This window comes from Streptococcus nakanonensis, from assembly GCF_059738785.1.
Window position 1 is genome coordinate 1,267,771 of sequence record NZ_AP027139.1, and the last position, 25,270, is coordinate 1,293,040.

A 25,270-nucleotide genomic window follows, 5' to 3' on the forward strand; every position below is an offset into this window, starting at 1 on the left:
AATCAAAAAGAGAGAATCAAGTTGATTCCCTCTCTATGTTAGTTTTTACTTATTTTCCGTATAGGAAAGCTAGAATCTATTAAAAACTTCCTTTTTCCCTGAACTTCCCCATCTTTCGATAAATAGAATCCCCACTAACAAAAGGAGAATCAGGCAAGGAAGTAAGACCAGCCCCATACCCCAATTCAGATTGACATTATCAATTTGCTTAGGTAATCTTCCAGACAAAATCTCCACTGAACGCAAGTAAGTAAAGGGAATCAGATGTGCAATCCTTTGAAGAGGCTGAATTGTTTGGATGCCAAACAATAAGCCAACAATCCCAATGAGTGAAAGAAAAAGGACAGGCATTTTTTGCTTGAAAAAGTAAGCAATCAAGTACACTACTTCCACAATGACGATAAAGGATAAGAAAGCTAAGAACAAGCCAGGAAATAACACATCTTGTATCTTTCCAATAGTTACCTCTTGATTCACTAAGCTATAAATCGGGTAGGGATAATCTAACTGTCCAAAACCACTTATCAGACTTCCCACTAGAAAAGAAAATCCGCTGATTCCGATAAACAGCACAGTTACATAGCCCACTCCAACTCCAAGGGAGGACATGGCAAATGCCACTTTTGAAAAAGGATATAATTGAGCTGTATCCAGATGATTTTGATATCTTTCTGCAAATAGTTGCGTTAGCATAAAAATAATAGCAACCACAAACAAGCTTGGGATGATAGCCTCTAAAATCCAGACAATCTGATCAATCCCGTGGGTCGGAAACTCCAAAGTATGTGCTTTTATATTCAAGGGATACAGGGCTTGGTAAATCTTTCGTTGGCGGTCAACCGCCATTTTAAAGTCAGAGCTAGCAGTCGGTTGATTTGACATAACTTCATAATTCTTCTCTTCATCTTGCCACTGCAAATAGTAGGCTTCTTTCCAGCGTCCTTCTTTTAACAAATCCAGAATTTCTTTCTTTTGAGTCAAAAGATTTTTTTGCGATTCTAAATTAATTTTAGCAATCTGGTATTCCTCCGAGTTGGTATCAGAAATTTGGGAGAGTTCCTCTTCATATTCATTGATGACTCTCTCATCTTTTACAAGACGGGTTTCCAACTCGCTCTTCAAGCTGACGGAGTTTGCAGTCTGACTATTAAAATAAAAGGTAACACCGAGTCCAGATGCAAATAAAGCTAAGATAATCCAGTTTAAGCGACTTTTGAAAACTTTTTTTAATAAAAATAGACTAACATCTTTCATAAACTAAACCTCTTCTATTTGCCCCTGATGAATGGTTACTACTCTATCGCAGACATCAACCAACTCTTCCTTATAGTGGGAACTTAAAAGAACCAGCTGTTCTTGCCTATCGATTTGTGCAAGCCTATCAAAAAACTTCTGTCTATAATACTCATCTAAGCCATTTGTAATCTCATCCATGAGCCAACATTTGGCCTGACTGAAGAAATACATGGCAATCACCAAGCGTTGCTTCATGCCTAAGGAATACTTGCGAATGGGAAGACTGATATAGTCAGACATTTCCCAATAGGCAATTTCATCCCTCAAGTTCAGACCTGACTTCCAGATATTTTTGATAAGGCGAAGATAGTCTATCCCACTTAAGTTTCCATCCAGCCATTCAATACTCTCATAATAAAACAAAGAAGGAGGGGCTGCAATATTTCCGCTACTTATAGGAATTAAATTGCTAATGGCGCGGAATAGTGTCGTCTTTCCAGAACCATTGATAGCAAGAATACCATAAATCCTACCCTTTTCAAATGTAAAATCAACATCTTGTAAGATGACTTGTCGCGTTTTTAAGGTCACATGAGTAAGCTGCAACATACCTAACCCTCCTTTTTATCACTCTTTAAGGATTAATAGCCTCCGCTGTAGTAGTTTATTACCTCATAACGATCATAGTTCCAGCCTCCGCCAACTTTATACTCAGAATAGCTGTAATAACGAGACCATTCCGGAATATCACTATATCTATGTCTGTGATAATTCATACTAGACCTATAGAAGATATTCCAATCATACCGATAAGTTTTAAGAACGCTCACAGCAGATACACTGGACTAAAAAGACCCATAGATTATAAACTAACTAATTAAACGATTTTTGCTAATTTTTAATGATTTTATATCATTAACATTGAATACGTTTTCATTATATCGTTTTTATCATTATTATGCAACAGATTTTTAGTTTATTTTACTAATATATAATATTTGTTCTTCCTATCGAACGCTTTCGATTTTCCAACTTTTCCACCCCTTAAAGCGTATAGCTCCTTGCTGGTCAGTTCGATATACTTTGCTATTGATAGTTTCCAGTCGGGTCAAGGTTTCCTGATGGGGTAGTTTCGTTCGATTGTTCTTTCCAACTGAGATGAGAGTCATCTCTGGTTTGAGTTTTTCTAGAAAGGCTGAACTTAATGATTTTTTAGAGCCATGTTGGCTAGCTTTCAAAACATCCACCTCTAGGTCAGAATATTGATTCAGCAAGTCCTTCTCTCCTTTCTCCTCCAAATTTCCAGTGAAAAGAAAGTGCTTATCCAAGAGTTTCCCATAAAGAACCAGGGAATCTTCATGACCTCCATCTCCAATTTTCCTTGGAGATAAGACTTCTAACTCACTTCCAAAAATTGGCAACTTCTCTCCTGCTGTCACACTGCGTACTTTGGTTTGAGTCGCCTGTAGTTCTACCACAAATTCCTTCTGTTTCAAACTGCCTTTGGACACTAAAATTTCGCCTACATGGAAAGCCTTGGTCACCTCTAACAAATCTCCAATATGTTCCTTGTCCGTATTTGTCAAAATCAGCTGGTCAATCTTGGCCACTCCTCGACTTTTTAGATAGGGAATCAAGGTTCGCTGGGCATTGCTGGTCGTCGCCTTTACTTGCCATTTTTCTATTTTCTTACTAGACTCTGCCTTGCCGCCTACATCTATGAGAAGAGTTTTACCAGTTACATCCCTTAGAAAAATACTTTCGCCTTGCCCCACATCCAGCATGGTGATTTCATTTTCCAGTGGATGCTTGGTAAGGAAAAAAAGACCTGTAATCAATAAGCTCAATACTGCTAGCCTTTTTATGCTTTTCCTCAAATCATAGACTAAAGCCAAGGAAATTAACAATAAAATTAAAAGCCACGCATTAGGTTGTCCAAAGACTAGAGGCCTACTTGCCACCTGTGATACCAAGCGAATCATCCCCTCCAACCATTCAAAAATAAAATTAAGCTGAATAACTGGATAGAGAAAGGAAAGGGCAAATAAGATGGACAAGAGCGGTAAGAAGACCAAGTCAAAAAGAAAGGAAAAGACAAAGGTCAAAAGGATGGACCAAGGCTGAAATTCCGCAAAATAAAAGGATAGAATGGGTAATATTCCCAAAGAAATAACCAGACTTTCTCTGGCAATAGCCTTAAGCCCCTCCTCTTCTTTGCTGGTCATGGTCAGGATAAAAGCATAAGCGCAGGACAAAACTCCTCCTGCAGTCAAGAAAAAGTTTGGCATGATGATAAAGAGGACAAGCACCGTTAAGGCAAAATTATCCAAGCCCTTAACCCCATGTTGAGCCAGTAGCTTCTGCAAAAGACTGCGAATGACCGAGGCTGAAAATCCAGTCAGGCCCGCATAGAGAAGGGAAAAGGGATAAGTCAGCCATTTCAACTTTTCTTGGGTCAAGCCCAATCGCAAGAGAAGTTTCTTAAATCCATTCATGAAAAATCCTACCTGCATACCAGACAAAGCAAAAAGGTGGATAATTCCTAAACTAGAATAAAGCTCATTCATCTCCTCAAAGTCTGTATCCAGATGTCCCAGCAAGAGACCCGTCATGTAATTGCGCATAGGGTCTGGAAAATGTGTCTTAATCCAAACCACAGTCTTTCGGCGTAAACTGGATAGATTTTCTCCTATATCCCAACTGCCAACCTTTTGAAGTGACTGGATTTTTTTGATATTGAGTGTCTGGTAAATTCCCTGAGTCTTCAGATAAGCTTGGTAGTCAAAGCCACCAAAATTTCTTTGCCCTTCTGGCTCTGAAAGTTTTCCTTCTAGTTCCAAGTCATGAAGATCTGTTAAAGCTTGAAAGGCTTCTTTCTCCTCCTCGGACTGTAGTTTATAATAGACTTGGAAAATGCGTCCATCAGACTTGCCACGAAAGGATAGACTGTCACCATTGACCTTAATAGTGTCAGGCAAAATCCGTACCCTCTCAACAGAATCCGCCAAATTTTGACTCGCTTGACTCTGTTGCCAAGTTTGAAAGAGAAACCAGAAACCAAAGATTCCACAAATCACTAGAACTTTGCCTGCTGATTTCCAAGGAAATTGGATAAAGAGACAGATTAGCAGAAAAACGAAGCTCAATAAAGCAAGATAGGATGCTGAGAAAATGGTGTAGTAAAGCCATAGCAATAGAAAACTCAGGTAAATTAGGAGAATAGAGATGTTTTTAATCCACTGTAACATAGTCTTTTAACTTTTCTATAGTCTTGGCACCAATGCCAGAGATCTTCTTGAGTTCATCAACCGACTTAAATTTCCCATTTGCCTCACGATGATCGATAATGTCCTGAGCTCGTTTTCCTCCCAGTCCCTTGACCTGCTTGAGTTCTTCCAGACTGGCCTTGTTGAGATTGACCTTCTTTTCCTTGCTTGTTGAAGAAGCCGTCCCAGAACCTGCCTGCTGACTAGCTGATTCTTCTCCCTTAGTGGGAACGTAAACCAGAGCCTCGTCACTAACTTTCTGAGCTAGATTGAGTGCCTTACTGTCTGCTTGCTCTGTCAAGCCACCAGCCTTCTGAACAGCGTCATTGACTCTACTACCTACCGGCAAATCATAAATTCCAGGTGCTTTAACAGCACCTTTTACATCTACTGTGATTAGATCTTGTTCAACAGGTTCTTCCTTTTCGGATACCGAATCCTTGGAAACAGCTGCAACTTCAGCCTGCAAATTCGTTTCTTTTACAGGTGTTTGTGGAGCTGGCTTTAGTAGGAAAAATCCGCCTACAAGCAAGCCCAGACCAGTACAGATGACAATGATTTTATACTCTTTGATTTTCTCGATAATTGCTTCCATATTTTCTCCTCTCTTAGATTATTCGTAAGAGAAAGAAAAAACAGTCGAAAATTTCTTTTCAACTGCTTATTTATTTGCAAAATAGTCTTCCTTGGTCAAGACATAATGAACTCTTGTAACGATTCGGCCTTCTTCATGCTGGTCCATACAAGCATATGGTTCTGCATGTGAAAAATGCATGCCTGATTTCTCCATAACCTTTCCAGATGCAGGATTGTCCTTATCGTGAAGGGCAATCAACTTATTCATCCCTATCTTCTCAAAAGCTAGCTCAATTACGGCACGATTGGCTTCTGTCGTCAATCCTTGATTCCAATACTTTTTATTGATAATGTAGCCAATAGCTGCCTTCTTAAGAACAGGATCAATCTTGTACAAGTCAATGGTTCCAATAAACTGACCATTGCTTTTTAGTTCTATTCCCCAACGTCCCAAGGGATTAGCCAAGTAGAACTGGGCAATATTATTTTTGGTTTCTTCTACATTTTGATTGGTTGGAAAAGTGTAGCGCGTATTTTCTCTGTCCGAGGCATAGGCAAACATTTCTTCCGCATCATCCAAAGTTACAGGTCTAAGCAATAAACGCTCTGTCTCCACTATGGGATACTGGGCTAGTTTTAAAAAGATTGATTCCATACTTCTCCTCCATTTAAAAATATTTTCTACCAGTCTAGCATAAAAAAGAAGTGATAACAAATTTTTCTTGCTTTTTAAAGCGGTTTCATATAGAATAAAATCATCACCTTATTTTATAGATAATTGTGATAAATCATTTACAACCCGTCAATAGAAAGTGAGTTTTTCTCTATGTTAATCGGAATTCCAAAAGAAATTAAGAATAATGAAAACCGTGTTGCCCTCACACCTGCTGGTGTCCACAGCTTAGTCGGTCGTGGTCATCGCATCCTTATCGAAACAAATGCTGGTCTCGGTTCTGGCTTTACTGATGCTGACTATCAAAAGCAAGGAGCTGAAATTGTCGCTACTGCTGGTGAAGCCTGGGCAGCTGAGTTGGTCGTGAAAGTAAAAGAACCATTAGCTTCTGAATATGGTTACTTACGTGACGACCTGCTTCTCTTCACCTACTTGCACATGGCCGCTGCTCCAGAATTAGCAGATGCTATGTTGGAAGCAAAAACAACTGGGATTGCCTATGAAACTGTCCGTGATTCCCAAGGTCAATTACCACTCCTCGTACCTATGAGTGAGGTTGCAGGCCGTATGGCAGTCCAAATCGGTGCTCATTTCCTAACTAAGCAAGCAGGAGGTTCTGGCGTTCTACTGGGTGGTGTACCGGGTGTACCTAAAGGAAAAGTAACCATCATCGGTGGCGGTGTCGTAGGAACCCATGCTGCTCGAATTGCGCTTGGTCTTGGTGCTCAAGTAACAATCCTTGATATCAGTGCTAAACGTCTCTCCGTTTTAGAGGAGGTCTTTGGTCACCAAATTCAAACTCTCATGTCCAATTCATTTAACATCGAAGCCAGTGTGAGAGATGCGGATGTGGTGATTGGGGCAGTTCTCATTCCAGGTGCCAAAGCACCAAAATTGGTGACAGATGAGATGGTCAAACAAATGCGTCCAGGCTCTGTCATCGTTGACGTTGCCGTTGACCAAGGTGGTGTTATCGAGACAGCTGACCGTGTGACAACCCACGATGAACCTGTCTATGAAAAACACGGTGTGCTCCACTATGCAGTTGCCAACATCCCAGGTGCTGTAGCTCGTACTTCTACCATTGCCCTAACCAATGTCACACTTCCATATATAGAATCCTTGGCTGGCAAAGGATTCGCACAAGCAATTGCTGAAGATGAGGGCTTGCGTCAAGGTGTGACCACTTATCAAGGTTACTTAACTAGCCTACCAGTTGCTCAAGGACTCGATAAAGATCATACGTCTATCGACGAACTTGTTTAAAGCTAGACACTCATTAAAAAAGAGCAGTTCACATCTGAACTGCTTTTTTTCTATTCTGTTTCTTGGTTCTTTTCTTCAACCTTAACTGGAGCTGGTTCATAAGCTCGGATAATCTGAGCGACAACTGGATGGCGAACCACATCCTTAGCTGAAAAATGAACAAAGTCAATCTGGTGAATGTTCTTGAGTTTTTCTTGAGCGTCAATCAAACCGGACTTGACGTTACGCGGAAGGTCAATCTGACTGATATCTCCATTGACAATCATCTTAGAATTAAAACCTAAACGAGTCAAAAACATCTTCATCTGCATGATAGTCGTATTTTGCGCCTCATCGAGAATGACAAAGGCATCATCCAAGGTCCGGCCACGCATATAGGCAAGGGGCGCAATTTCAATAATTTCACGCTCCATGAGACGAGTCGTTTGGTCTTTCCCCAGAATCTGATACAAGGCATCATAAACAGGTCTAAGGTAAGGATCTACCTTCTCCTTAAGATCACCCGGAAGAAAACCTAGACTCTCTCCTGCTTCTACTGCTGGACGTGTTAAGATAATCCGTTTGACTTGCCCACGTTTAAGGGCAGTCACTGCCAAGGTCACTGCAAGAAAGGTCTTCCCTGTCCCTGCGGGTCCGATTCCAAAGGTCACATCATGCTGTTTGACACTGTCCACATAAAGTTTTTGCCCCAGTGTTTTGACACGGATAGGCTTCCCTGTATTATCTTTGATGATTTCTTCTTCGTAAAGGGCGACAAACTTGTCGATTTCATCGTTTTTGACCATGCTAATCGCAGTCACCACATCTGGCGTGCCAACGGTCATCCCACGATTGACCAAGACCATCAAAGCCTGAATAACCTGACGGGCTTCCTCACAGGCAGCCTCTTCTCCCAAAACCTGGACAATCTCAGTACGAGCATGAATCACCACATCAAGCTCTTCTTCCATCAAACGAAGATGGCGTTCATTGGAACCAAAAAGATGAAACAGGTCATCTGGATGACTCAGTTGAATGTCAATTGAATGTTCCTTCAAATAAAGAACCTCTCTAATCCTTTTATTTCTTTTTATTATAGCAAAGGGGCGGAGAAATTACTAGCCCAAACCCAATGAATCATGCTAGTGTTCTAAGTATTCTTGCCAGATAGCGTCAAAGTCTCCTAGATTGAAAGAGAAACTGGCATGTTCTTCCAAAAAGCGACTCACCTCATCAAAATCATCTGTGTGTTTTGGGAAGGAAGACTCCTCAAAAGCTAGGTCTGCCAATATAGCCTTTGGACTGTCACTTTTAGGATTGCGCTCGGTCATGAGCCAAGTGTAAAATGATTTTCTCATAAGTCTCCCTAAATCAATTCTGTCCCAAACTGGTCTTGCTTGATTTTGCCAGTCTTCATCAAGCCACCGAGTGCTTTCTTGAACTGACCTTTAGAAATTCCAAAGGTTGCTTTGATGTCGTCTGGAGATGACTTATCATTTAAGGTCATGAAACCGCCATTGCTTTCCAAGTATGTCAAAATCATCTGGGCATCATTTTCCAACATTTCAAATGAACGCGGTTTGAGAGAGAGATTCAGCGTTCTATCAACCTCACGGAATCCAATAACGCGCGCATCTAATACTTGCCCCAAACGTGGCTCTGCGTAACGCTCGCTAGGATGGATAAAACCAAGCATGTTATTTTCTGGTAGGTAGACAAAGGTTCCTGACAGCTTGAGACGGTAAACAATGGCTGGCCAGTTTTGGTTCTGCATATTGTTGTAGGCAGGACGAGCCAGACGTTGGAAGTCTTCTTGATAGGCCAAGAGGCCCCAGATACGATCTTTCTTGTCCACTTCAAGACGTATGTAGAGTTGGTCACCCTTCTTAGGCCAGAGTTCCTTAAGTTCAGGGAGAATATCGAGTGACACAACGATTTCCTTGTCAGGAAGGCCTGTATCCACAAAGACACCCAAGTCCTTGCGTACTTCTGTGACACGACTCCAACCAAATTGGTCCTGAGTGGCAGTCACTTCTAAGGTTGTCAGGCGGAGTTTTTGCTTCATATCCGTGTAGGCAAAACCTTTGACCGTATCCCCTACTGTATGTTGACCTTCTTCCTTAGCAAGAGCATAGGTTTGACCATCCTTTTGCACAAAGTAAAAACGGTCATTTTCATCGATGATGAGTCCAACGATAAAACTTGCAAGATTTGTATTCATATTTCCTTCTTTCGAATAAAACTCAGCCAGCAATGCCAACTGAGTTTTTCTGTTTATTTCTTAGACTTCCAAAAGTTCTTTCTCTTTATTGGAAGTCATGTCGTCGATGTGTTTGACAGCATCGTCTGTTACTTTTTGAATGTCTTTTTCAAGAGTCTTCAATTCGTCTTCAGTGATTTCTTTTGCTTTTTCTTGTTTCTTAGCTTCGTCCATAGCATCGCGACGGATATTGCGGACAGCCACCTTAGCATTCTCACCAACCTTCTTCACTTCTTTAGCAAGGTCACGACGAGTTTCTTCTGTAAGAGCAGGGATAACCAAACGAATAACAGAACCGTCGTTAGCTGGTGTGATACCAAGATCAGAAGCGTTCAAGGCACGTTCGATGTCTTTCAATGAAGACTTGTCAAATGGTGTTACCAACAAAACACGCGCTTCTGGAATCGTAATTGAAGCGATTTGGTTAAGAGGAGTTTCTACTCCATAATATTCTACATGTACACGGTCGAGCAAACTTGCATTGGCACGACCAGCACGGATACCACCAAATTCACGAGCAAGTGATTGGTGAGACTGGGTCATTCTCTCTTTAGCTTTTTCAATAATTGCGTTAGCCATAATCTTTCTTATTCCTTTTCTTCTATATTATTTGAAACTGTTGTTCCGATATTTTCACCAAATACGACACGTTTAATGTTGCCTGGTTGGTTCATGTTGAAGACAACCAAGTCAATATCGTTATCCATTGAGAGGGTTGAAGCTGTTGAGTCCATGATACGAAGACCTTTATTGATAACGTCACGGTGGGTCAATTCTTCAAACTTAACAGCTGTCTTGTCTTTCTTAGGATCGGCATTGTACACACCATCTACACCATTTTTAGCCATAAGGATGGCATCCGCTTCGATTTCAGCTGCACGAAGAGCCGCTGTTGTATCGGTTGAGAAGTAAGGTGAACCAATACCAGCACCAAAGATAACGATACGGCCTTTTTCAAGGTGACGAAGGGCACGTCCACGGACATAAGGCTCTGCCACTTGTTGCATAGCAATAGCTGTTTGTACGCGCGTATCAACCCCAACTTGTTGCAATGAATCTGCCATCACAAGAGCATTCATAACAGTCCCAAGCATTCCTGTGTAATCTGCCTGAACGCGATCCATTCCTGCTTCTGCAGCAGGTTCACCACGCCAGAGATTTCCTCCACCAATAACAAGGGCAATTTCGATACCTAAACTATGAACTTCTTGAATCTCTTTTGCGATTGTTTGAACTGTTTGGATATCAATCCCTACGCCACGTTCACCGGCAAGGGCTTCACCTGATAACTTGATTAAAATACGTTTATACTTGGGATTCGCCATTTTCACTCTCCTTTTTTTATCCTACCTATTTTATCACAATTTCTAAGATTTTTATAGTATCATGAGCAATTCTTTCAAAAAAATTAGACAGGGTAACTTCTCAAAGTAACTTCCACTTGCCTGACCAAAGTGGAAATTAGTCTAAAACGGATTTTTATGGTGGAATTAAGTGTGAGACGTTTGAGTTAGAAACGAGGTCTACTATGACAAAACATAAACACCTTACCCTTTCAGACCGTAATGATATCCAATTAGGTTTAGAGCGCAGTGAAACCTTCAAAGCTATTGGACAATCCATTCTAAAAGACCCGACTACTGTTTCTAAAGAAGTCAAACGAAACAGACAAGTCCGAGAGTCTACATGCCATAACCTTCCTTGCCCTCTACTCGACAAAGCTCCCTTTGTCTGTAACGGCTGCCCTAAAAGAAGACAGAATTGTGGCTATAAGAAGATCTTCTACCTCGCTAAGCAAGCTCAAAAACAATACGAACAAACTCTTGGCGAAGCTCGTGAAGGAACTCCCCTCAATTCCAAGACCTTCTGGGACATGGACAAAGTCATTTCTGATGGGGTTAAAAAAGGACAACACATCTATCATATTCTCAAAACTCATAACCTTGATGTCAGCTCCTCAACTGTCTATCGACACATCCGAAAAGGGTACCTATCTATCGCTCCGATTGATCTTGCCAGAGCCGTTAAATTCAAAGAAAGACGAAAAAGTAAGCTACCTTCCATCCCTAAAGAAGCTAAAAAAGGCCGTTCCTATGAGGATTTCCAAAACTATTTAGCACTGAATCAACTAGACTCTTGGCTGGAAATGGACACAGTTATGGGGAGAATGGGAGGTAAAGTCCTACTCACCTTCAATCTATCTTTCTGTAACTTTATCTTCGCTAGACTTCTGGATAATAAAACTGCCCTTGAGGTTACCAAACATCTCTATGACATCAAGAACACTCTTCACCAAGCGGACAAAGATTTCTTCCAACTCTTCCCTGTCATTCTTACCGATAATGGTGGAGAGTTTGCCAGGGTTGATGACATCGAAATGGATGTGCGAGGAGAGAGTAAACTCTTCTTTTGTGACCCTAATCGCTCTGACCAGAAAGGGAGAATTGAGAAAAATCACACGCTGATTCGCGACATTCTACCTAAAGGAACTTCTTTTGACAATTTAACTCAAGAGGACATCAATCTCGTCTGCTCTCATGTCAACAGCGTCAAACGTGCTGCTTTAAATGGAAAGTCATCCTATGAACTCTTTACCTTTACCTATGGAGAAGAGATTCCTAAGCTTCTCGGTATTTCTAAAATACCTGCAGAAGACGTCTGCCAGTCGTCTACATTACTTCAACATAAGTTCTAAAAACTAATCTTTAACCCCATTCAAACGTCTCACACTAACTTCCACCCTAGCGGAACTTAATCTGAAACGCTTTCAGATGAGGGGATTTTGTGCGCTCTTTTTTTCGATTCCTTTCGGCTACAAAAGCTATAAAATCAAGCATGTTTAAAACCAGTGGAACTTACCCTGACACGGATGTTCACTGGTTTTTACGATTTTTATCAGACTAACTTCCACTTGGATTAGCAGTAGAACTTAGTTTGGGAATTTACCAAAAATTAGACAGTTAAAAATTCCTCTAAATCGCTGAGGGCACGCTCTGCAATTTTTTCATAACGAGCCTTCTTATCACGAATACGTTCGCCTTCCAACTCCTTGATGATTCCAAAATTGACATTCATTGGTTGGAAATGTTTGCTATCGGCATGGGTGATGTAATGAGCCAGACTTCCAATCGCTGTTGTTTCTGGGAAAATAGCCTCGCTTTCTCCCTTGAAAAGACGAGCCGCGTTAATTCCCGCAACTAAGCCTGACGCCGCTGATTCAACATAACCCTCTACACCCGTCATCTGACCAGCAAAGAAGAGATTTAGTTGTTTCTTAGAACGGTAAGTCTGCTCAAGAAGATTTGGTGAATCCATGTAAGAATTGCGGTGCATGACACCATAACGAACAAACTCCGCATTTTCAAGGCCTGGAATCATTTGGAAGACACGCTTTTGTTCTCCCCATTTGAGGTGGGTCTGGAAACCAACGATATTGTAGAGGCTACCAGCCGCATTGTCCTGACGAAGCTGGACAACCGCATAAGGTGTTTTGAATTCTCCATCACGAGGTCCTGTGTAGTCGTCTGGATACTCAAGACCGACTGGTTTCATAGGACCATAAAGCATAGTTTTAATGCCACGTTTGGCCATAACTTCGATTGGCATACATCCTTCAAAGTACTTTTCTTTTTCAAAAGAATTGAGCGGTGCTTCTTCTGCATTAACCAAGGCTTCATGAAAATCCATAAACTCTTGCTTGGTCATAGGGGCATTAAGGTAGGCCGCTTCTCCCTTGTCATACCGAGACTTGAGATAGACCTTGCTCATATCAATGGTGTTGACGTCGATAATAGGCGCTGCCGCATCGTAGAAATAGAAGCCATCGCCATCATTAAGGGCATGAATCTTTTCAGCTAGGGTATCACTAGTCAAAGGACCAGTCGCGACAACCGTAATAATATCCGTCGGCAATTCTGTAATCTCATCACGCACTACTTCGATTAAGGGATGATTGGCTACTTTTTCGGTCACCGTTTGGGAGAAACCATCGCGATCCACCGCAAGGGCACCGCCTGCAGGAACACGTGTAGCTTCTGCTGATTCCAAAATGACAGAACCCAAGCGGCGCATTTCTTCCTTGAGTAGCCCGACAGCATTGGTCAAAGCATCCCCACGTAGGGAATTGGAACAAACCAACTCAGCAAAATTGTCTGTTTTGTGTTGAGGTGTTGACTTGACACCACGCATTTCATAAAGTTTAACTGGAATACCACGTTCTGCAATTTGGTAGGCTGCTTCAGAACCTGCCAAACCAGCACCGATAACATTGATATAAGATTGAGACACGACACTAATACCTCTTTGGGTGGGACGTAAGTCCATATCAAAACACCCCACTGGACTGTTTGACACCCACAAATCTTTCTAATTTTTTCTTCTACTAGTATAACAAAAAAAGGGAAGAAGGCAAACTTCCCTGTTTAGTCATTTTCTTGATTTTCTTCCCAGTCGTGGTAGGCAGCGTAAAGCTGGCTTTTATTCCACTGGTAAATCTTAGCGACTTCCTTGATAGCTTGATTTTTCTTCATGCCTTGATGGATACGGGCTTTAATTTCTAAGAATAAGTCTTCCTCGTCTTTTTCCTCCACATCCTGACTGGCACCTTCAACGATGAGAAGGCATTCTCCCTTAAGTGGCGTTTCAGCTATGCTTTCTAATAACTCTAAAATGGTACCTCTTTGGTATTCTTCATAGATTTTGGTCAATTCTCTGACCAATACGACCGAGCGGTCACCATAGACTTCTAGCATATTTTCTAACGTATCTGACACACGATGGGGAGATTCATAGAAAATCTGAGTTTCAGGATAATCTTTTTTTGAGTCGAAAAATTGCTTTTGCTGGCCTGATTTTCTCGGTAAAAAGCCATAAAAGATATGTGGCTGCGGCACTAAACCACTTGCAATCAAGGCAGAAATCCCTGCAGAGGCACCTGGAACGGTGACAACTGCAATTTCTTCCTCAATAGCTGCCTTAACCAAATCATGCCCAGGGTCTGAGATACTAGGCAAACCCGCATCGGAGACCTGAGCAATACTTTGCCCTGCTTTCAAGAAACCAATCAAATCAGGAATCTTTTCCTTGGCATTGTGCTCATGAAAACTAATCTGCTTGGTAGAAATGTCAAAATGCTTGAGCAATAGACCTGTATTGCGCGTGTCCTCAGCAGCAATCCAGTCCACTTCTTTCAAGGTCTGAATAGCACGAAAGGTCATATCATCTAGATTGCCAATCGGCGTTGCCACTAGGTACAGCTTGCCATAGGGAGACTGCCCCTTAAAACTTTTTTGAATCTGCATGCCTACTCCCTGTACAACAACTCGTCACAGAACATACATTCCTCGTCCTGCTCTCGACGTTGTCCATAAAAATCATTACATACGTGAAATCCATCTTTATAAATTCGACGGACACTTTCACGAACATGCTTAGCCTTGACAGGAGCGTCTGCTTCCACCTCACCCAAGCGTTCGCGCAATTTACTATTTTCCAAACGAAGAGCTGTATTTTCCTCTACCAGGCTCTTGAGATTTTTCTTGATGGCTTCCACATCGGCCAAGGTTACCAATAACTGTTGGGAAAAATCATCCAGCGCGTCAAATAATTCTTTTTTGTCCATAAACCAGCCCTTTCCTTTCTTTATCAATCATTTTTAAGTTTATATTTCTTTCAAGACAAGATATTCTATGGCATTTTGAAAGCTGACATTAGCTTGCCACATTTTTCTAGCTTCTAGCAAATCTTGTAAAATCACTCTTACTCTTGCTTGTAGAATATCTTGTCCACAGAGAACTTCAAGAATCCGTAAAACCTGATCTTGTTTTTCCTTATCATCTGCCAAGCTAGCTAGTTTGGCAACTTGCAAATAACTTTCTTTTTTATTAGCTACTAACCAAGTCAGCAGGCGTTCACTTTCATCGACCAATGTCCAAAAACTTGCCTGATTAGCTAACTTTTCTGCTTCAGCTCGCGATTGACTAAACTGGGCTAAAAGAGTTGCTTTTTTCTTGACCAGACCTGCTTGTTCTAATTGATGGATGAGCTTTTCTTCTTGCTTTTTAAAGTGGAAAATCTGAGTCCGACTTCGGATTGTCGGCAAAATCTTTTCCTCATCGCTGGTCAAGAAGAAAATGTAAACCTCACTCTGGGGTTCTTCGATAACCTTGAGCAGAGAATTAGCTGCGTTGGGATGCATTTTCTCAGCTTGCTCGATAATAAAGACCTGTTGCTGACTTTCAATCCCTGCTTGAGAAAACTGTCCCACCAATTCTCGAATCCGTTCTGTCTTGATGACCTGATTGACTGGCTTAATCAAGGTAACATCTGGAAACTCTCCCTGTTCAATCAGCTTACAATTTCGGCATTTCTCACATGGTAAAACACCTACCTTATCCGTACAAAAGAGACTCTTAGCCAAAAAGTGCGCCATTTCCAAGCTTCCAAAGAAACCTGAAAAGAGGTAGGCATGATTGAGCTGGTCTTGTTCCAAAATACGGACAAAGCGGTCAAACTGGGCTGGTTGCCAAGCCTTTAGTTGATCTTGTTTCATTTAGCTAATCCCATTCTGTCAAACAAGACAGCCTTGGTAGTTTCCACAACCTGCTCCAAAGGGAGACTAGCATCAATCTTGACAATGCGATTTCCCTCTTTATCCAGAAGAGAAAGGTAACCGTGACGGACTTTTTTATGCAAGTCCAACCCTTCCAAGTCCAGACGATTGACCTCGCGATTGCTATTAGCAGCAATGCGAGCCAGTCCTTCTTCCACCTCAATATCAAAATAGAGTGTCAAATCGGGTTTAAGGCCATCTGTCGCAAACTGATTGAGCCAATCAATGGCGTCAATATCCAAGCCACGACCAAATCCCTGATAGGCAACGGAACTATCGATGAAGCGGTCCATAATGACCAACTTGCCATCTTCAAGTGCTGGAAGAACTTTTTCCACCAAGTGCTGTCTGCGACTGGCGATATAGAGAAGGAGTTCTGTCTTAGCATCCATCTGAGTATGACTTGGGTCCAAAATCACTTCCCTAATCTTCTCCCCAATCAAGACTCCGCCAGGTTCACGGGTCGTCAGCACCTCTACCCCTTTTTCCTCTAAAATTGGTAGCAGAGCCTCTAAAACACTGGTCTTTCCTGCTCCCTCTGGTCCCTCAAGAGAGACTAAAAATCCTTTTGACATGTCTAACTCATTTCTTTTTTACTACTTCTATTCTATCAAAAAAATAGGGGTTTGTGACAATCTTTTTTTCTTCTCATTTCAACCACCATAAAAGAGGCAGATAAAACTACCTCTTATTTACCTAATTCTTGTGTTCGCATGTAGGCTTGACCAACTGCATCCATGACCGTTCCTCGAAAAGCATGCGCTTCTAGGCTTGCTACACCAGCGATAGTCGAACCGCCTGGGCTACAGACTTGGTCTTTCAATACTCCAGGATGTTGCTGACTTTCAAGAACCAATTGTCCAGCTCCTACCACAGTTTGAGCTGCCATTTTCAATGCTGTTTCTCGTGGCAATCCAGTCTGAACACCTGCATCTGCCAAGGCCTCGATAAAAAGATAGACAAAGGCTGGTCCACAACCTGCAAGACCTGTCGCTGCATCTATTAAGCCTTCCCCAAGTTCAACCAAGAGACCAGCCTTAGTTAAAAGCTGACAAAAGAGCTCACTGTCCTCAGCCCTGCAATTAGGAGACAAGGCATAACTAATCACTCCTTGCCCGATAGAAGCAGGGGTATTAGGCATCATGCGAATAATTCGGTGTTGACTTGGGATAAGACTTGCTAGTTTTTCCAAGGTCAATCCAGCTGCCATCGAAATCAAAAGAAGACTCTCTCGTTTTTCAAGGATGGTCTGACATTGAGAAAGCAAATCTGAGAACTGAGCAGGCTTGACTCCTAGAAAAATCACATCTGCTTCTGCAAAGATTTCGTCATTGCTTGAAGCCTGACCACCAAAGTCTGCAATGAAAGCATCTACCTTGGCTTGACTACGATTGGCAAGGAGAAGGTCATCTCCCGTCTTAGCCTGCAAAACAGCCTTAGCCAAGCTAGCTCCCATATTCCCCAAACCGATAAATCCAATCTTCATCTCTTACTCCCTTATCTGTCCGTCACCAGTAACCACATACTTGTAGCTAGTCAACTCCTTCAAGCCCATTGGACCACGCGCGTGCAGTTTCTGAGTAGAAATCCCCATTTCACAACCCAGACCAAATTGACCTCCATCAGTAAAACGAGTTGAGGCATTAACATAAACCGCTGCTGAGTCCACCTGATCTGTAAAGTAAGCTGCAGCTTCAGCATTTTCCGTCACAATGGCATCCGAATGATGGGTACTGTGGGCTTCAATATGCTCAACCGCTTCTTCTAAACTGCTCACAGCCTTAACAGCTAATACATAGTCTAAAAACTCGGTGTCAAAGTCTTGTGCTTCAGCTGCTTGACCTAAAACAAACTGACTTGCTTGGCTATCTAGGCGGAATTGAATTGCTTCCAGTCCAGCTTCTTTTCGATCTGCAACTAAAACTTGCTCCAAACGAGGAAGGAAGCTTGCTGCCTTGTCTTCATGAACAAGTAGAACCTCCATGGCATTACATACAGAAGGACGACTGGTTTTGGCATTGTTGATGATAGACAGAGCCTTGTCTTCGTCTGCATCCTTATCGACATAAACATGGACAATCCCTGTCCCGGTCTCGATAACAGGTACGATAGCATTCTCAACCACTGCATTGATCAAACCAGCTCCTCCACGAGGGATGAGCAGATCCAGATAGCCCTTGGCCTTCATCATAGCATAACTACTTTCACGGCTGGTATCTTCCACCAGCTGAATCACATCTGGGTGAATAGTAGTCGTCTCCAAGCCCTTTTTCAAGGCTGTGACAATAGCATGAGCTGTTTGATAGGTATCCTTCCCACTACGAAGAACAACTGCATTTCCACTCTTGAGAGCCAGAGCAGCCGCGTCAGACGTCACATTTGGACGGCTTTCATAGATAATACCAATAACTCCCATAGCTACACGTTTCTTTGTGATAACCAAACCATTTTCAAGCTGATTGGTTTCTAAAACTTCACCGATTGGATCTGGTAAAGCAACCACTTCACGAATCCCAGTTGCCATCGCTTCTATACGACTTGCATCCAAATAAAGACGATCCAGCATCACATCTGAGATTTTACCTTTGGCCGCTTCCATATCGAGGGCATTGGCTGCTAAAATTTCCTCAGTAGCAGCCACTAAGTGATCAGCCATGGCTAGCAAGGCTTGGTTTTTCACCTCTTCACTAGCTGTGTTGATCGATTTTTTAACAGCCTGTACCTGTTCAAATTGTTCTTGTGTACTTACCATAGTTTACCTCTAAAATTCTGTAAAGAGTAGTTGGATTTCAGGAGTAATGGAAATCCAGTCATCACGGTGAATCAGGACACCCTTGGCTTTTTGAGAACGCAACATATCCTCCAAAGCAGATGCACCAAATTGCACACGCCCTTTTCCAAGTGATTTTCCACTTTCCTTGTCAAATACTGTCACAATATCACCGTAAGAAAAGGCTCCTTCTGCTTCAACAACACCAGATAAAAGGAGACTCTTGCCATGTTGAGAGAGAGCTTCTGCAGCTCCTTTATCAACCCAAATAGAACCCTGACTCTGAGCATAAAAGGCCAGCCATTGTTTCTGGGTACGAAGTCCCTTCTCTTGCGCAACAAAGTAAGAACCATCCTTGGTCTCCTCAGCCGCCTCAATCATGGCATCTGCCTTCAAGGATGAGCAGATATAAACAGGAACTCCTGATTCTGTCGCAATAGTTGCAGCTTTGATTTTGGTTAACATGCCACCTGTACCATTAGACGAACCTGCTCCACCTGCCATATCAATAATCTCACAATTGATGGTCTCGATTCGCTCCAAGCGTTTGGCTCTTGGATCTGAATTAGGATTTCCAGTATAGAGACCGTCCACATCTGTCAAGAGAACCAAGAGGTCTGCTTGGACCATGGCAGCTACCTGAGCACTCAGAGTGTCATTGTCCCCGACCTTGAGCTCATCAATGACGACACTGTCATTCTCATTGATGATAGGAATCGCCCCACGGCTAAGTAGAACTGACAAAGCCTGATGGGCATTTTTATAACGGCGCTTATCCACAAAGTCATCCTGGGTCAGTAAGATTTGTGCAGAAACAATTTGACGCAAGAGAAGATTAATCGTGTATTCTTCCAACAAAAGCCCTTGCCCTACCGCTGCTGAAGCCTGCTTATCAGCAATCTTAGTCGGACGCTTTTTAAATCCTAAGGCTCCAAAACCTGCCGCAATAGCACCCGACGACACCAAAATCAATTCATGACCAGCCTCGTGCAGCATAGCCAACTGTTGGGTAATAGCTTTTACTTTACTACGTGATAAACTTCCATCCTCATTCGTCAAAGAAGAAGTCCCCACCTTAAAGACAATCCGTTTGTATTTCATAGTCTCACTCCGATTCTTCATATTTATCCATTATAACATGAATAGCAGGAAATAGAAAAGAGTTGATAGGAAAAAGAAGGCCTTAAAACCTTCTTTTCTACTACTGTTCTGATTCCGATTTATTTGTACTCGTCTCAGAGCTTTTTGAGGTTGAAGAAGTCAAATCTTGACTAGTTGAAGCGCTTGTAACACCTTCATTCTGTCTAATTTCTTTACTTTCAAGATCTTTTTTCACTACTTCTTTCGATTCTTTTATTTCTGAGTGACTTGTGACTTTAGTTGTAACAGATTTCTCGACCGGAACATCCACTAACCAGGCACCACTTGAGTCAACAGTATAGCCTTCTGGTGTCTTACCATTCACAAGTAATTGACCATTTTCTTTCAAGAAGTACCATTTATCCTTGTCTTTGATCCAACCCACAGCTCGTGAACCGTCTGCCTTGTAGAAGTACCAAGCATTTGCCTTTTTAAGCCAGCCTTGCTTCATAGCTCCTGAATCTTCCAGATAATAATGTTGACCTGCAACTTCTATCTCACCTGTCTTCATGATACCTGTAGAATCCATATAGTACCAGATTTCTTTATCTTTTACCCAACCCGTTTTCATTTCTCCTGATTGAGCAAAGTAATACCATTGCCCCTTATATTGAAGCCAACCTGTCTTCATAGAGCCATCGTTTGATAAATAATAGGACTGACCTCCAGTATTTACCCAACCAATTTCCATCTGATTTTCTTTGTTGAAATAATACCAGATTCCATCAATTTTCTTCCAATTTTTAGAAGAAGCACCAGAGTCTGTCAAATAGAACCAATGATTGTTCCATTTTTTCCATTGATTCTGTAACAAGATACCCGCTTGGTTAAAGTAATACCATTCACCTTCGATTTCATTCCAACCGACAGCATACTCTCCTGTAGAATCAGGTGCTTGATACCACCAATTCCCATACGCACTCTTATGCCAGCCAGCTTGAAAACTTGGAATCGGCTTGTAGGAAGTTGAAATATTGACAAAACCGTCTTGTCGAATATCAAAAACTGTTGCATCATAGTCTTTGCTGGCTGCGTTGATTCTCTCAATTCCTCGTTCTTTGAGCCAATTAACATACTCACTATCAACACTATTTTTCCAAGGTAAACTATCCGAAGTTTGAACAATCAAACTCGGACTCAAATTTTTAATGAATTCCTTGGTATTTGATTTGTTGGTATCATGGTGATGATTAAACTTCATCAAATCAACTTTTCCAATGAGAGGACCATACTTGTCTTCTGCTCCATGAACATTATCTAAGTCGCCCCCAAGGTAAATTTTCTTACCATTGACTTTTACCACGCTAATCAAGGAATTAGAATTGTCATCCCAAATTTTCTTTAATTCACCTGATGAATCAGTTTCATTTTCATAGTTATAGAGTTGAATATCCATGTCTCCAAACTGAAAATGAGCATCCCCTTGTGTGATATTTTGAATAACTGAAACACCTTTTTCAGCGGCAGTCTGTAAAACCTTATCATAGCCATACAGATTATCCCATAGACGTTCAGAATTAGTAATACGATTATCACTATATTTTTTAAGATAGACTCGGTCAACTGGGTAGGTAGACAGTAATTCATCAACATTTCCAATATGATCACTGTGGGTATGGGTCACCAAAATAAAATCAAGTTTTTGGACACCCAATTCCTTCAAACGACGAAAGACACGGTCTGTTAGAACATGCTTATAAGACGTTTCAATTCCTTCTCTCCATGGATAGCGAGAATCACTTCCATCTGGGAAGTCATAATCTTCTCCTGTATCCACCATGGCAAAATGCCCATTGCTTTCAAGAATAATCGCATCACTGCCACCTTCTTGAACATTGATAAAGTGAATTTTATTTCCTGAGCTTTCTTGAGCTTGAACATTTCCATACCATGACAAGCCTAAAAAAGCGCCCACAAGTACTAAACTAGTTAATTTCTTTTTCATTCTTACCTCCTTAATTTCTCCAATGTTTCCTTTAAAATCTCTGGGATATCTGCTGTAAATTCCAAAATCTCACCTGTTCTCGGATGAGTAAAACCTAAAGTCTTGGCATGAAGAAATTGCCCATGTCCTTTCAGAGTCTTACGTGGACCATAGACTTCATCCCCAGCGACTGGATGACCAATATAAGCCATGTGAACACGGATTTGGTGGGTACGGCCTGTCTCCAGTTGTAACTCCACTAAGCTATAATCGCCAAAGCGTTCCAAAACGTGGAAACGGGTAACTGCAGGCTTACCTTTAGCAGTCACAGCCTGTTTCTTACGGTCTTTTTCACTACGGCCAATCGGCGCTTCAATCACACCGCGATCATTGGGTAGATTTCCATGAACAATCGCCCAATATTTGCGTAAAGACTTTTTATCCTTAAGTTCTTGAGCAAGTGCTAGATGCGCCTCATCGTTTTTAGCAATCATGAGAAGACCTGACGTATTCTTATCAATACGGTGAACAATTCCCGGACGCAGAACCCCATTGATACCCGACAAGTCCTTAATATGATACATAAGGGCATTTACTAGGGTTCCACTAGTATGACCAGCACTCGGATGCACAACCATCCCCTGAGGTTTGTTAACGACAGCCACATCCTCATCTTGGTAGACTATTTCTAGCGGAATATCCTCAGCCACATACTCTAATACCTCTGGTTCTGGCACATGGTAAGTGACAACATCACCCTCTTGGACCGTGTACTTAGCTTTCTTGACTTGACCATTGACCAAGACCTGGCCTAATTTGATTTGTTCATTCGCGAGACTGCGTGATAATTCTGTCAAATCTGACAAAGCCTTATCTAAACGCAGGCAACCAGTTTCAATTTTAATTTCCATTTATTTCCTCTTTTAGCATTGCAATCAATAAAATAATCACTCCAACCGTCAGATAGCTATCTGCCACATTGAAAATTGCAAAGTTGATAAAGTCAAGGTGGATCATATCCACAACAAAGCCCTGACTTATTCTGTCAATAAAGTTCCCAAGGCCACCTGCAATAATCAAGGTCAAACCCAAGACCATCCAGAGTGAGTCCTCCATGTGTTTATGTAGATACCAAATGGCACCTACCACGACAACCAGAGTAATGACAGCGAATAACAACTGCTGATCTTGTAAGATAGAAAAGGCTGCACCTCGATTTTGCAGGTAGGTCAAGCTAACGAAATTGGGAATCCAAGAGCGCACTTCACCCAGTGGAATTTGCTGGACGATATAGGATTTGACTAACTGATCCAGCCCAATCAAAAGCAGTACAATGACTGCCACTATTCCTCTTTTTTTCATGATTTCCTCTTCTGATCAAAATATTCTTGCATGACTTCTACGAAAAGAGTTCCAGCCTGACTCAGCTCCACTTCTTCACGTTTAACATAGACCATGCGATTATCTAGGTTATCCTCGAGACGAATAACTGTGATGCCATTAACACTGTCACTATCTAAAAATCCAGAACCTGTCGCATAGGCGTCCGTCCGCTCCAAAATACCATTCAAGGTAGCACGGTCTGTCACATTAAACATCTGTGAGCTAGCGCTGGTGTCGACAAAGTTCTCTGAATAATAAAGGTACTCGTCTTTCTCTTGAGTAAAACGAACTGTCGGTAAATCCGCTAAATCCTCCATGACCAATTCCTCTTTCTGAGCCAAAGGATGCCCCTCACGGAGATAAATGTGAGTATGGAAGGGAATCAATTCAATGACCTCAAGACCCAGCTTTTCAACCCGTTGCATGATCCCCTTTTTATTTTGATTGTTGAGGTAGATAATCCCAATCTCACTGTGCCCTTGCGCTACTTCGTCTAAAATTTGAACAGTAGTTGATTCAAAAATACGGAAGTTCTTATAGTCAGGATAGCGCTCTGAAAAGGCCGTAATAGTTGGTGGCAAGAAGTCATAGTGCTGACTGGCAATGGAAAATTCATCCTTTTCTTCCTCAGAATTGGCATACTGATTTTGAAAAATATCAAATCCTTTAACCAATTCTTGCGCTTTTTCATAGAATTCCATACCACGACGGGTCAAGAAAGTCCCTGAGCTGGTCCGACGGAAAATCTTAAACCCCAACTCTTTTTCCAAATCACGAACAGAAATAGACAGACTCGGCTGACTAACATACATCTTTTCAGCAGCTTCACGGAAAGTACCACTATTGGCAATGGCAACAACATAGCGTAATTGTTGAATGTTCATCTTCTACCCCCAACTTCTTTATCTTTTCATTATACCATATTTTAGAAGTTTTCCAAAAAGGAAAAAAACATCCTATTCTTCTTCACTATCTTCACTATCTGCCTTTCTCAAGCTAATCTTATTTTCAAAATCAATTCAAAAAAATAACTGGATACACACCACTTTAGTATAGGAAAGAAAAACGATGACTATTTGTGAAAAAAAGAAAATGCCGGAAAGTTCCGACATTTTTTTAGTAAGCTAACTTCCTGAAAATAGGAGTATCCACACATCCCAGAAGGCAGTGATATTAATGAAAATATGAACTAGTATTGGATAGTAGAGATTTTTTGTCATGCGATACAGTAGAGCTAAAATGAGACCTCCACTAGCATAAATGAAAAAAGCAAGAGGAGTTAAAGCAAAATTGATATGAATATAACCGAAAATAATAGCAGAAAGCAAGACATCTCCGTACCAAGGCGAGTTTTTGAAAAAGGTTGTCATAAGCACACCGCGATAAATCAATTCCTCAGCAATAGGGCCGATGAAGCAAGCTATGAGCAAGAAATAGGGTAATTCCTGTCTCCCTATCATTTCTATCGTTTCATTCAAAGAAATTTGATTTGAAGACGAGGGTATGAAATAAGACAAGAAGAAGTCCGACATATACGAAATGATGTAGGCCAGTAAAAGGTAGATAAAGTACCTCAGCTGCCACTTGAAATGAAAAGTTTTCTTTCCTGCAAAAACTAGTAGATAGATGACCGCTAATAAAAGACCTCCACTCTCCATCCAAAGCAGAATCTGAAAAAATTCACGACTTGCTGGTAGATAAGGCTTTGCGAGGTGATTGAAAATTCCCCAAAACCAAGTTGATTTGTAAAAAATTAAGGATAATGCTAGTAAAATCTGAATAATCCGTTTTTTCATATTAAATCCTCTGCTTTCTCCCCTTGTTTCTTCATATTCCTACTAAATTTTACTTAAAATCTCGCGGCACTTCCTTTGCAAAGATGGTTACCTCCTCCAATATATCCTAAATCATAGGTTCCTCTGGGACAAAATCCATGAACCGGCATAGTTAATACTGGTTCCATTTGCCAAGCATAATAACCATTAGGTTCTTTACCATAGGGATCTGCTCCACCTTGGATCATCTCTAATTCTTCATTTGTTAGATTTATATTTTTTGTCATTAAAATCATGATATATTTCCTCCGTTATTGTTTAGATTAGTTGAGTAATCTGATACTCATACCTACTTACAAAAAACTATTATATTAAGTTGGTTTTTTAATTTGTCTAGTTGCAACATTGACAA

General features: G+C 41.4%; 27 protein-coding genes and 1 pseudogene. 3 read left to right on the forward strand and 25 right to left on the reverse strand.

The genetic code is table 11. The annotated features are described in order from the left end of the window. Positions 1 to 69: 69 nt before the first annotated feature. The 6 genes from AC6I9F_RS06135 to AC6I9F_RS06160 form a co-directional block, all read right to left on the reverse strand. Positions 70 to 1,254 carry a hypothetical protein gene (locus AC6I9F_RS06135; protein ID WP_498021116.1) on the reverse strand — a complete coding sequence of 395 codons (1,185 nt, stop codon included), beginning with the start codon at positions 1,252 to 1,254 and terminating at the stop codon, positions 70 to 72. Between the two features lie 3 nt (positions 1,255 to 1,257). Continuing rightward, positions 1,258 to 1,845: an ABC transporter ATP-binding protein gene (locus AC6I9F_RS06140; RefSeq protein ID WP_498021118.1), complete on the reverse strand. Its 588-nt coding sequence runs from the start codon at positions 1,843 to 1,845 to the stop codon at positions 1,258 to 1,260. Positions 1,846 to 1,877: 32 nt separating this feature from the next. Further along, positions 1,878 to 2,066 carry a hypothetical protein gene (locus AC6I9F_RS06145; RefSeq protein WP_498021120.1) on the reverse strand — a complete coding sequence of 63 codons (189 nt, stop codon included), beginning with the start codon at positions 2,064 to 2,066 and terminating at the stop codon, positions 1,878 to 1,880. Between the two features lie 177 nt (positions 2,067 to 2,243). Beyond that, entirely contained in the window at positions 2,244 to 4,484 is a 2,241-nt protein-coding gene (locus AC6I9F_RS06150) for a DNA internalization-related competence protein ComEC/Rec2 (protein WP_498021121.1), read from the reverse strand. Beyond that, a complete protein-coding gene (locus tag AC6I9F_RS06155; protein ID WP_498021123.1) occupies positions 4,468 to 5,097 on the reverse strand; it encodes a helix-hairpin-helix domain-containing protein in 630 nt (209 codons plus the stop codon). Before AC6I9F_RS06155 ends, AC6I9F_RS06150 begins: the two co-directional genes overlap by 17 nt. Positions 5,098 to 5,163: 66 nt before the next feature. Continuing rightward, positions 5,164 to 5,733, reverse strand: a complete 570-nt coding sequence (locus tag AC6I9F_RS06160) for a GNAT family N-acetyltransferase (protein ID WP_498021125.1) — start codon at positions 5,731 to 5,733, stop codon at positions 5,164 to 5,166. Positions 5,734 to 5,904: 171 nt separating this feature from the next. Here AC6I9F_RS06160 and ald point away from each other — a divergent pair, with 171 nt between their 5' ends. Beyond that, positions 5,905 to 7,017 (forward strand): alanine dehydrogenase, encoded by a 1,113-nt coding sequence (ald, locus tag AC6I9F_RS06165; protein WP_498021127.1) that lies wholly within the window; start codon positions 5,905 to 5,907, stop codon positions 7,015 to 7,017. Positions 7,018 to 7,067: 50 nt separating this feature from the next. On the opposite strand, the gene AC6I9F_RS06170 is transcribed toward ald, so the two are convergent. The 5 genes from AC6I9F_RS06170 to pyrH all read right to left on the reverse strand — a co-directional run bounded on the left by AC6I9F_RS06170 (position 7,068) and on the right by pyrH (position 10,581). Further along, positions 7,068 to 8,054: a PhoH family protein gene (locus AC6I9F_RS06170; RefSeq protein WP_049550008.1), complete on the reverse strand. Its 987-nt coding sequence runs from the start codon at positions 8,052 to 8,054 to the stop codon at positions 7,068 to 7,070. A gap of 84 nt (positions 8,055 to 8,138) precedes the next feature. Beyond that, positions 8,139 to 8,354 (reverse strand): YozE family protein, encoded by a 216-nt coding sequence (locus tag AC6I9F_RS06175; protein WP_498021129.1) that lies wholly within the window; start codon positions 8,352 to 8,354, stop codon positions 8,139 to 8,141. 8 nt (positions 8,355 to 8,362) lie between these two features. Continuing rightward, positions 8,363 to 9,217, reverse strand: coding sequence for an RNA-binding virulence regulatory protein CvfB (cvfB, locus tag AC6I9F_RS06180; protein WP_498021131.1), 855 nt, complete (start codon positions 9,215 to 9,217; stop codon positions 8,363 to 8,365). Between the two features lie 60 nt (positions 9,218 to 9,277). Then, entirely contained in the window at positions 9,278 to 9,835 is a 558-nt protein-coding gene (frr, locus tag AC6I9F_RS06185; protein ID WP_498021132.1) for a ribosome recycling factor, read from the reverse strand. 8 nt (positions 9,836 to 9,843) lie between these two features. Then, positions 9,844 to 10,581 (reverse strand): UMP kinase, encoded by a 738-nt coding sequence (pyrH, locus tag AC6I9F_RS06190; RefSeq protein ID WP_000002996.1) that lies wholly within the window; start codon positions 10,579 to 10,581, stop codon positions 9,844 to 9,846. A gap of 203 nt (positions 10,582 to 10,784) precedes the next feature. Between pyrH and AC6I9F_RS06195 the strand changes: the two genes are divergently transcribed. Further along, entirely contained in the window at positions 10,785 to 11,951 is a 1,167-nt protein-coding gene (locus tag AC6I9F_RS06195; protein ID WP_498021134.1) for an IS30 family transposase, read from the forward strand. A 257-nt stretch (positions 11,952 to 12,208) separates the two neighbouring features. On the opposite strand, the gene trmFO is transcribed toward AC6I9F_RS06195, so the two are convergent. The 12 genes from trmFO to AC6I9F_RS06255 all read right to left on the reverse strand — a co-directional run bounded on the left by trmFO (position 12,209) and on the right by AC6I9F_RS06255 (position 23,967). Beyond that, positions 12,209 to 13,543 (reverse strand): methylenetetrahydrofolate--tRNA-(uracil(54)-C(5))-methyltransferase (FADH(2)-oxidizing) TrmFO, encoded by a 1,335-nt coding sequence (gene trmFO, locus AC6I9F_RS06200; protein ID WP_498023196.1) that lies wholly within the window; start codon positions 13,541 to 13,543, stop codon positions 12,209 to 12,211. Positions 13,544 to 13,677: 134 nt separating this feature from the next. Further along, complete coding sequence (gene rsmI, locus AC6I9F_RS06205) at positions 13,678 to 14,556, reverse strand: 16S rRNA (cytidine(1402)-2'-O)-methyltransferase (RefSeq protein WP_498021136.1); 879 nt, start codon at positions 14,554 to 14,556, stop codon at positions 13,678 to 13,680. A gap of 2 nt (positions 14,557 to 14,558) precedes the next feature. Then, positions 14,559 to 14,876: a DNA replication initiation control protein YabA gene (yabA, locus tag AC6I9F_RS06210; RefSeq protein WP_000358227.1), complete on the reverse strand. Its 318-nt coding sequence runs from the start codon at positions 14,874 to 14,876 to the stop codon at positions 14,559 to 14,561. Positions 14,877 to 14,915: 39 nt separating this feature from the next. Next, a complete protein-coding gene (locus tag AC6I9F_RS06215; protein ID WP_112443599.1) occupies positions 14,916 to 15,806 on the reverse strand; it encodes a DNA polymerase III subunit delta' in 891 nt (296 codons plus the stop codon). Further along, positions 15,803 to 16,441: a dTMP kinase gene (gene tmk, locus AC6I9F_RS06220; protein WP_112443598.1), complete on the reverse strand. Its 639-nt coding sequence runs from the start codon at positions 16,439 to 16,441 to the stop codon at positions 15,803 to 15,805. Before tmk ends, AC6I9F_RS06215 begins: the two co-directional genes overlap by 4 nt. Before the next feature lie 113 nt (positions 16,442 to 16,554). Further along, the gene (gene proC / locus AC6I9F_RS06225; protein WP_498021139.1) at positions 16,555 to 17,352 is read right to left on the reverse strand and encodes a pyrroline-5-carboxylate reductase; all 798 of its coding nucleotides are present in this window, start codon (positions 17,350 to 17,352) and stop codon (positions 16,555 to 16,557) included. Between the two features lie 3 nt (positions 17,353 to 17,355). Then, entirely contained in the window at positions 17,356 to 18,618 is a 1,263-nt protein-coding gene (locus tag AC6I9F_RS06230; protein WP_498021141.1) for a glutamate-5-semialdehyde dehydrogenase, read from the reverse strand. A gap of 9 nt (positions 18,619 to 18,627) precedes the next feature. Continuing rightward, positions 18,628 to 19,737 (reverse strand): glutamate 5-kinase, encoded by a 1,110-nt coding sequence (gene proB, locus AC6I9F_RS06235; protein ID WP_498021142.1) that lies wholly within the window; start codon positions 19,735 to 19,737, stop codon positions 18,628 to 18,630. 100 nt (positions 19,738 to 19,837) lie between these two features. Beyond that, positions 19,838 to 21,721 carry a phosphorylcholine esterase CbpE gene (cbpE, locus tag AC6I9F_RS06240; protein WP_498021144.1) on the reverse strand — a complete coding sequence of 628 codons (1,884 nt, stop codon included), beginning with the start codon at positions 21,719 to 21,721 and terminating at the stop codon, positions 19,838 to 19,840. Between the two features lie 2 nt (positions 21,722 to 21,723). Further along, on the reverse strand, positions 21,724 to 22,611 hold the full coding sequence (locus AC6I9F_RS06245) for an RluA family pseudouridine synthase (protein WP_498021146.1): 888 nt from the start codon (positions 22,609 to 22,611) through the stop codon (positions 21,724 to 21,726). Further along, on the reverse strand, positions 22,601 to 23,062 hold the full coding sequence (lspA, locus tag AC6I9F_RS06250) for a signal peptidase II (protein ID WP_049511684.1): 462 nt from the start codon (positions 23,060 to 23,062) through the stop codon (positions 22,601 to 22,603). The genes AC6I9F_RS06245 and lspA overlap by 11 nt, the downstream gene beginning before the upstream one ends. Continuing rightward, positions 23,059 to 23,967, reverse strand: coding sequence for a LysR family transcriptional regulator (locus AC6I9F_RS06255; RefSeq protein WP_498021148.1), 909 nt, complete (start codon positions 23,965 to 23,967; stop codon positions 23,059 to 23,061). The genes lspA and AC6I9F_RS06255 overlap by 4 nt, the downstream gene beginning before the upstream one ends. On the opposite strand from AC6I9F_RS06255, the pseudogene AC6I9F_RS06260 reads away from it, so the two are divergent. Further along, positions 23,960 to 24,134 (forward strand): annotated as a pseudogene (locus AC6I9F_RS06260) (AraC family transcriptional regulator). The gene AC6I9F_RS06255 and the pseudogene AC6I9F_RS06260 sit on opposite strands and share 8 nt — an antisense overlap. Before the next feature lie 73 nt (positions 24,135 to 24,207). On the opposite strand, the gene AC6I9F_RS06265 reads toward AC6I9F_RS06260, so the two are convergent. Both AC6I9F_RS06265 and AC6I9F_RS06270 read right to left on the reverse strand, forming a co-directional pair. Next, positions 24,208 to 24,879 (reverse strand): CPBP family intramembrane glutamic endopeptidase, encoded by a 672-nt coding sequence (locus AC6I9F_RS06265; RefSeq protein ID WP_498021150.1) that lies wholly within the window; start codon positions 24,877 to 24,879, stop codon positions 24,208 to 24,210. Positions 24,880 to 24,932: 53 nt separating this feature from the next. After that, positions 24,933 to 25,154 (reverse strand): SP_0924 family bacteriocin-like peptide, encoded by a 222-nt coding sequence (locus AC6I9F_RS06270; RefSeq protein WP_033683595.1) that lies wholly within the window; start codon positions 25,152 to 25,154, stop codon positions 24,933 to 24,935. Positions 25,155 to 25,270 lie beyond the last annotated feature (116 nt).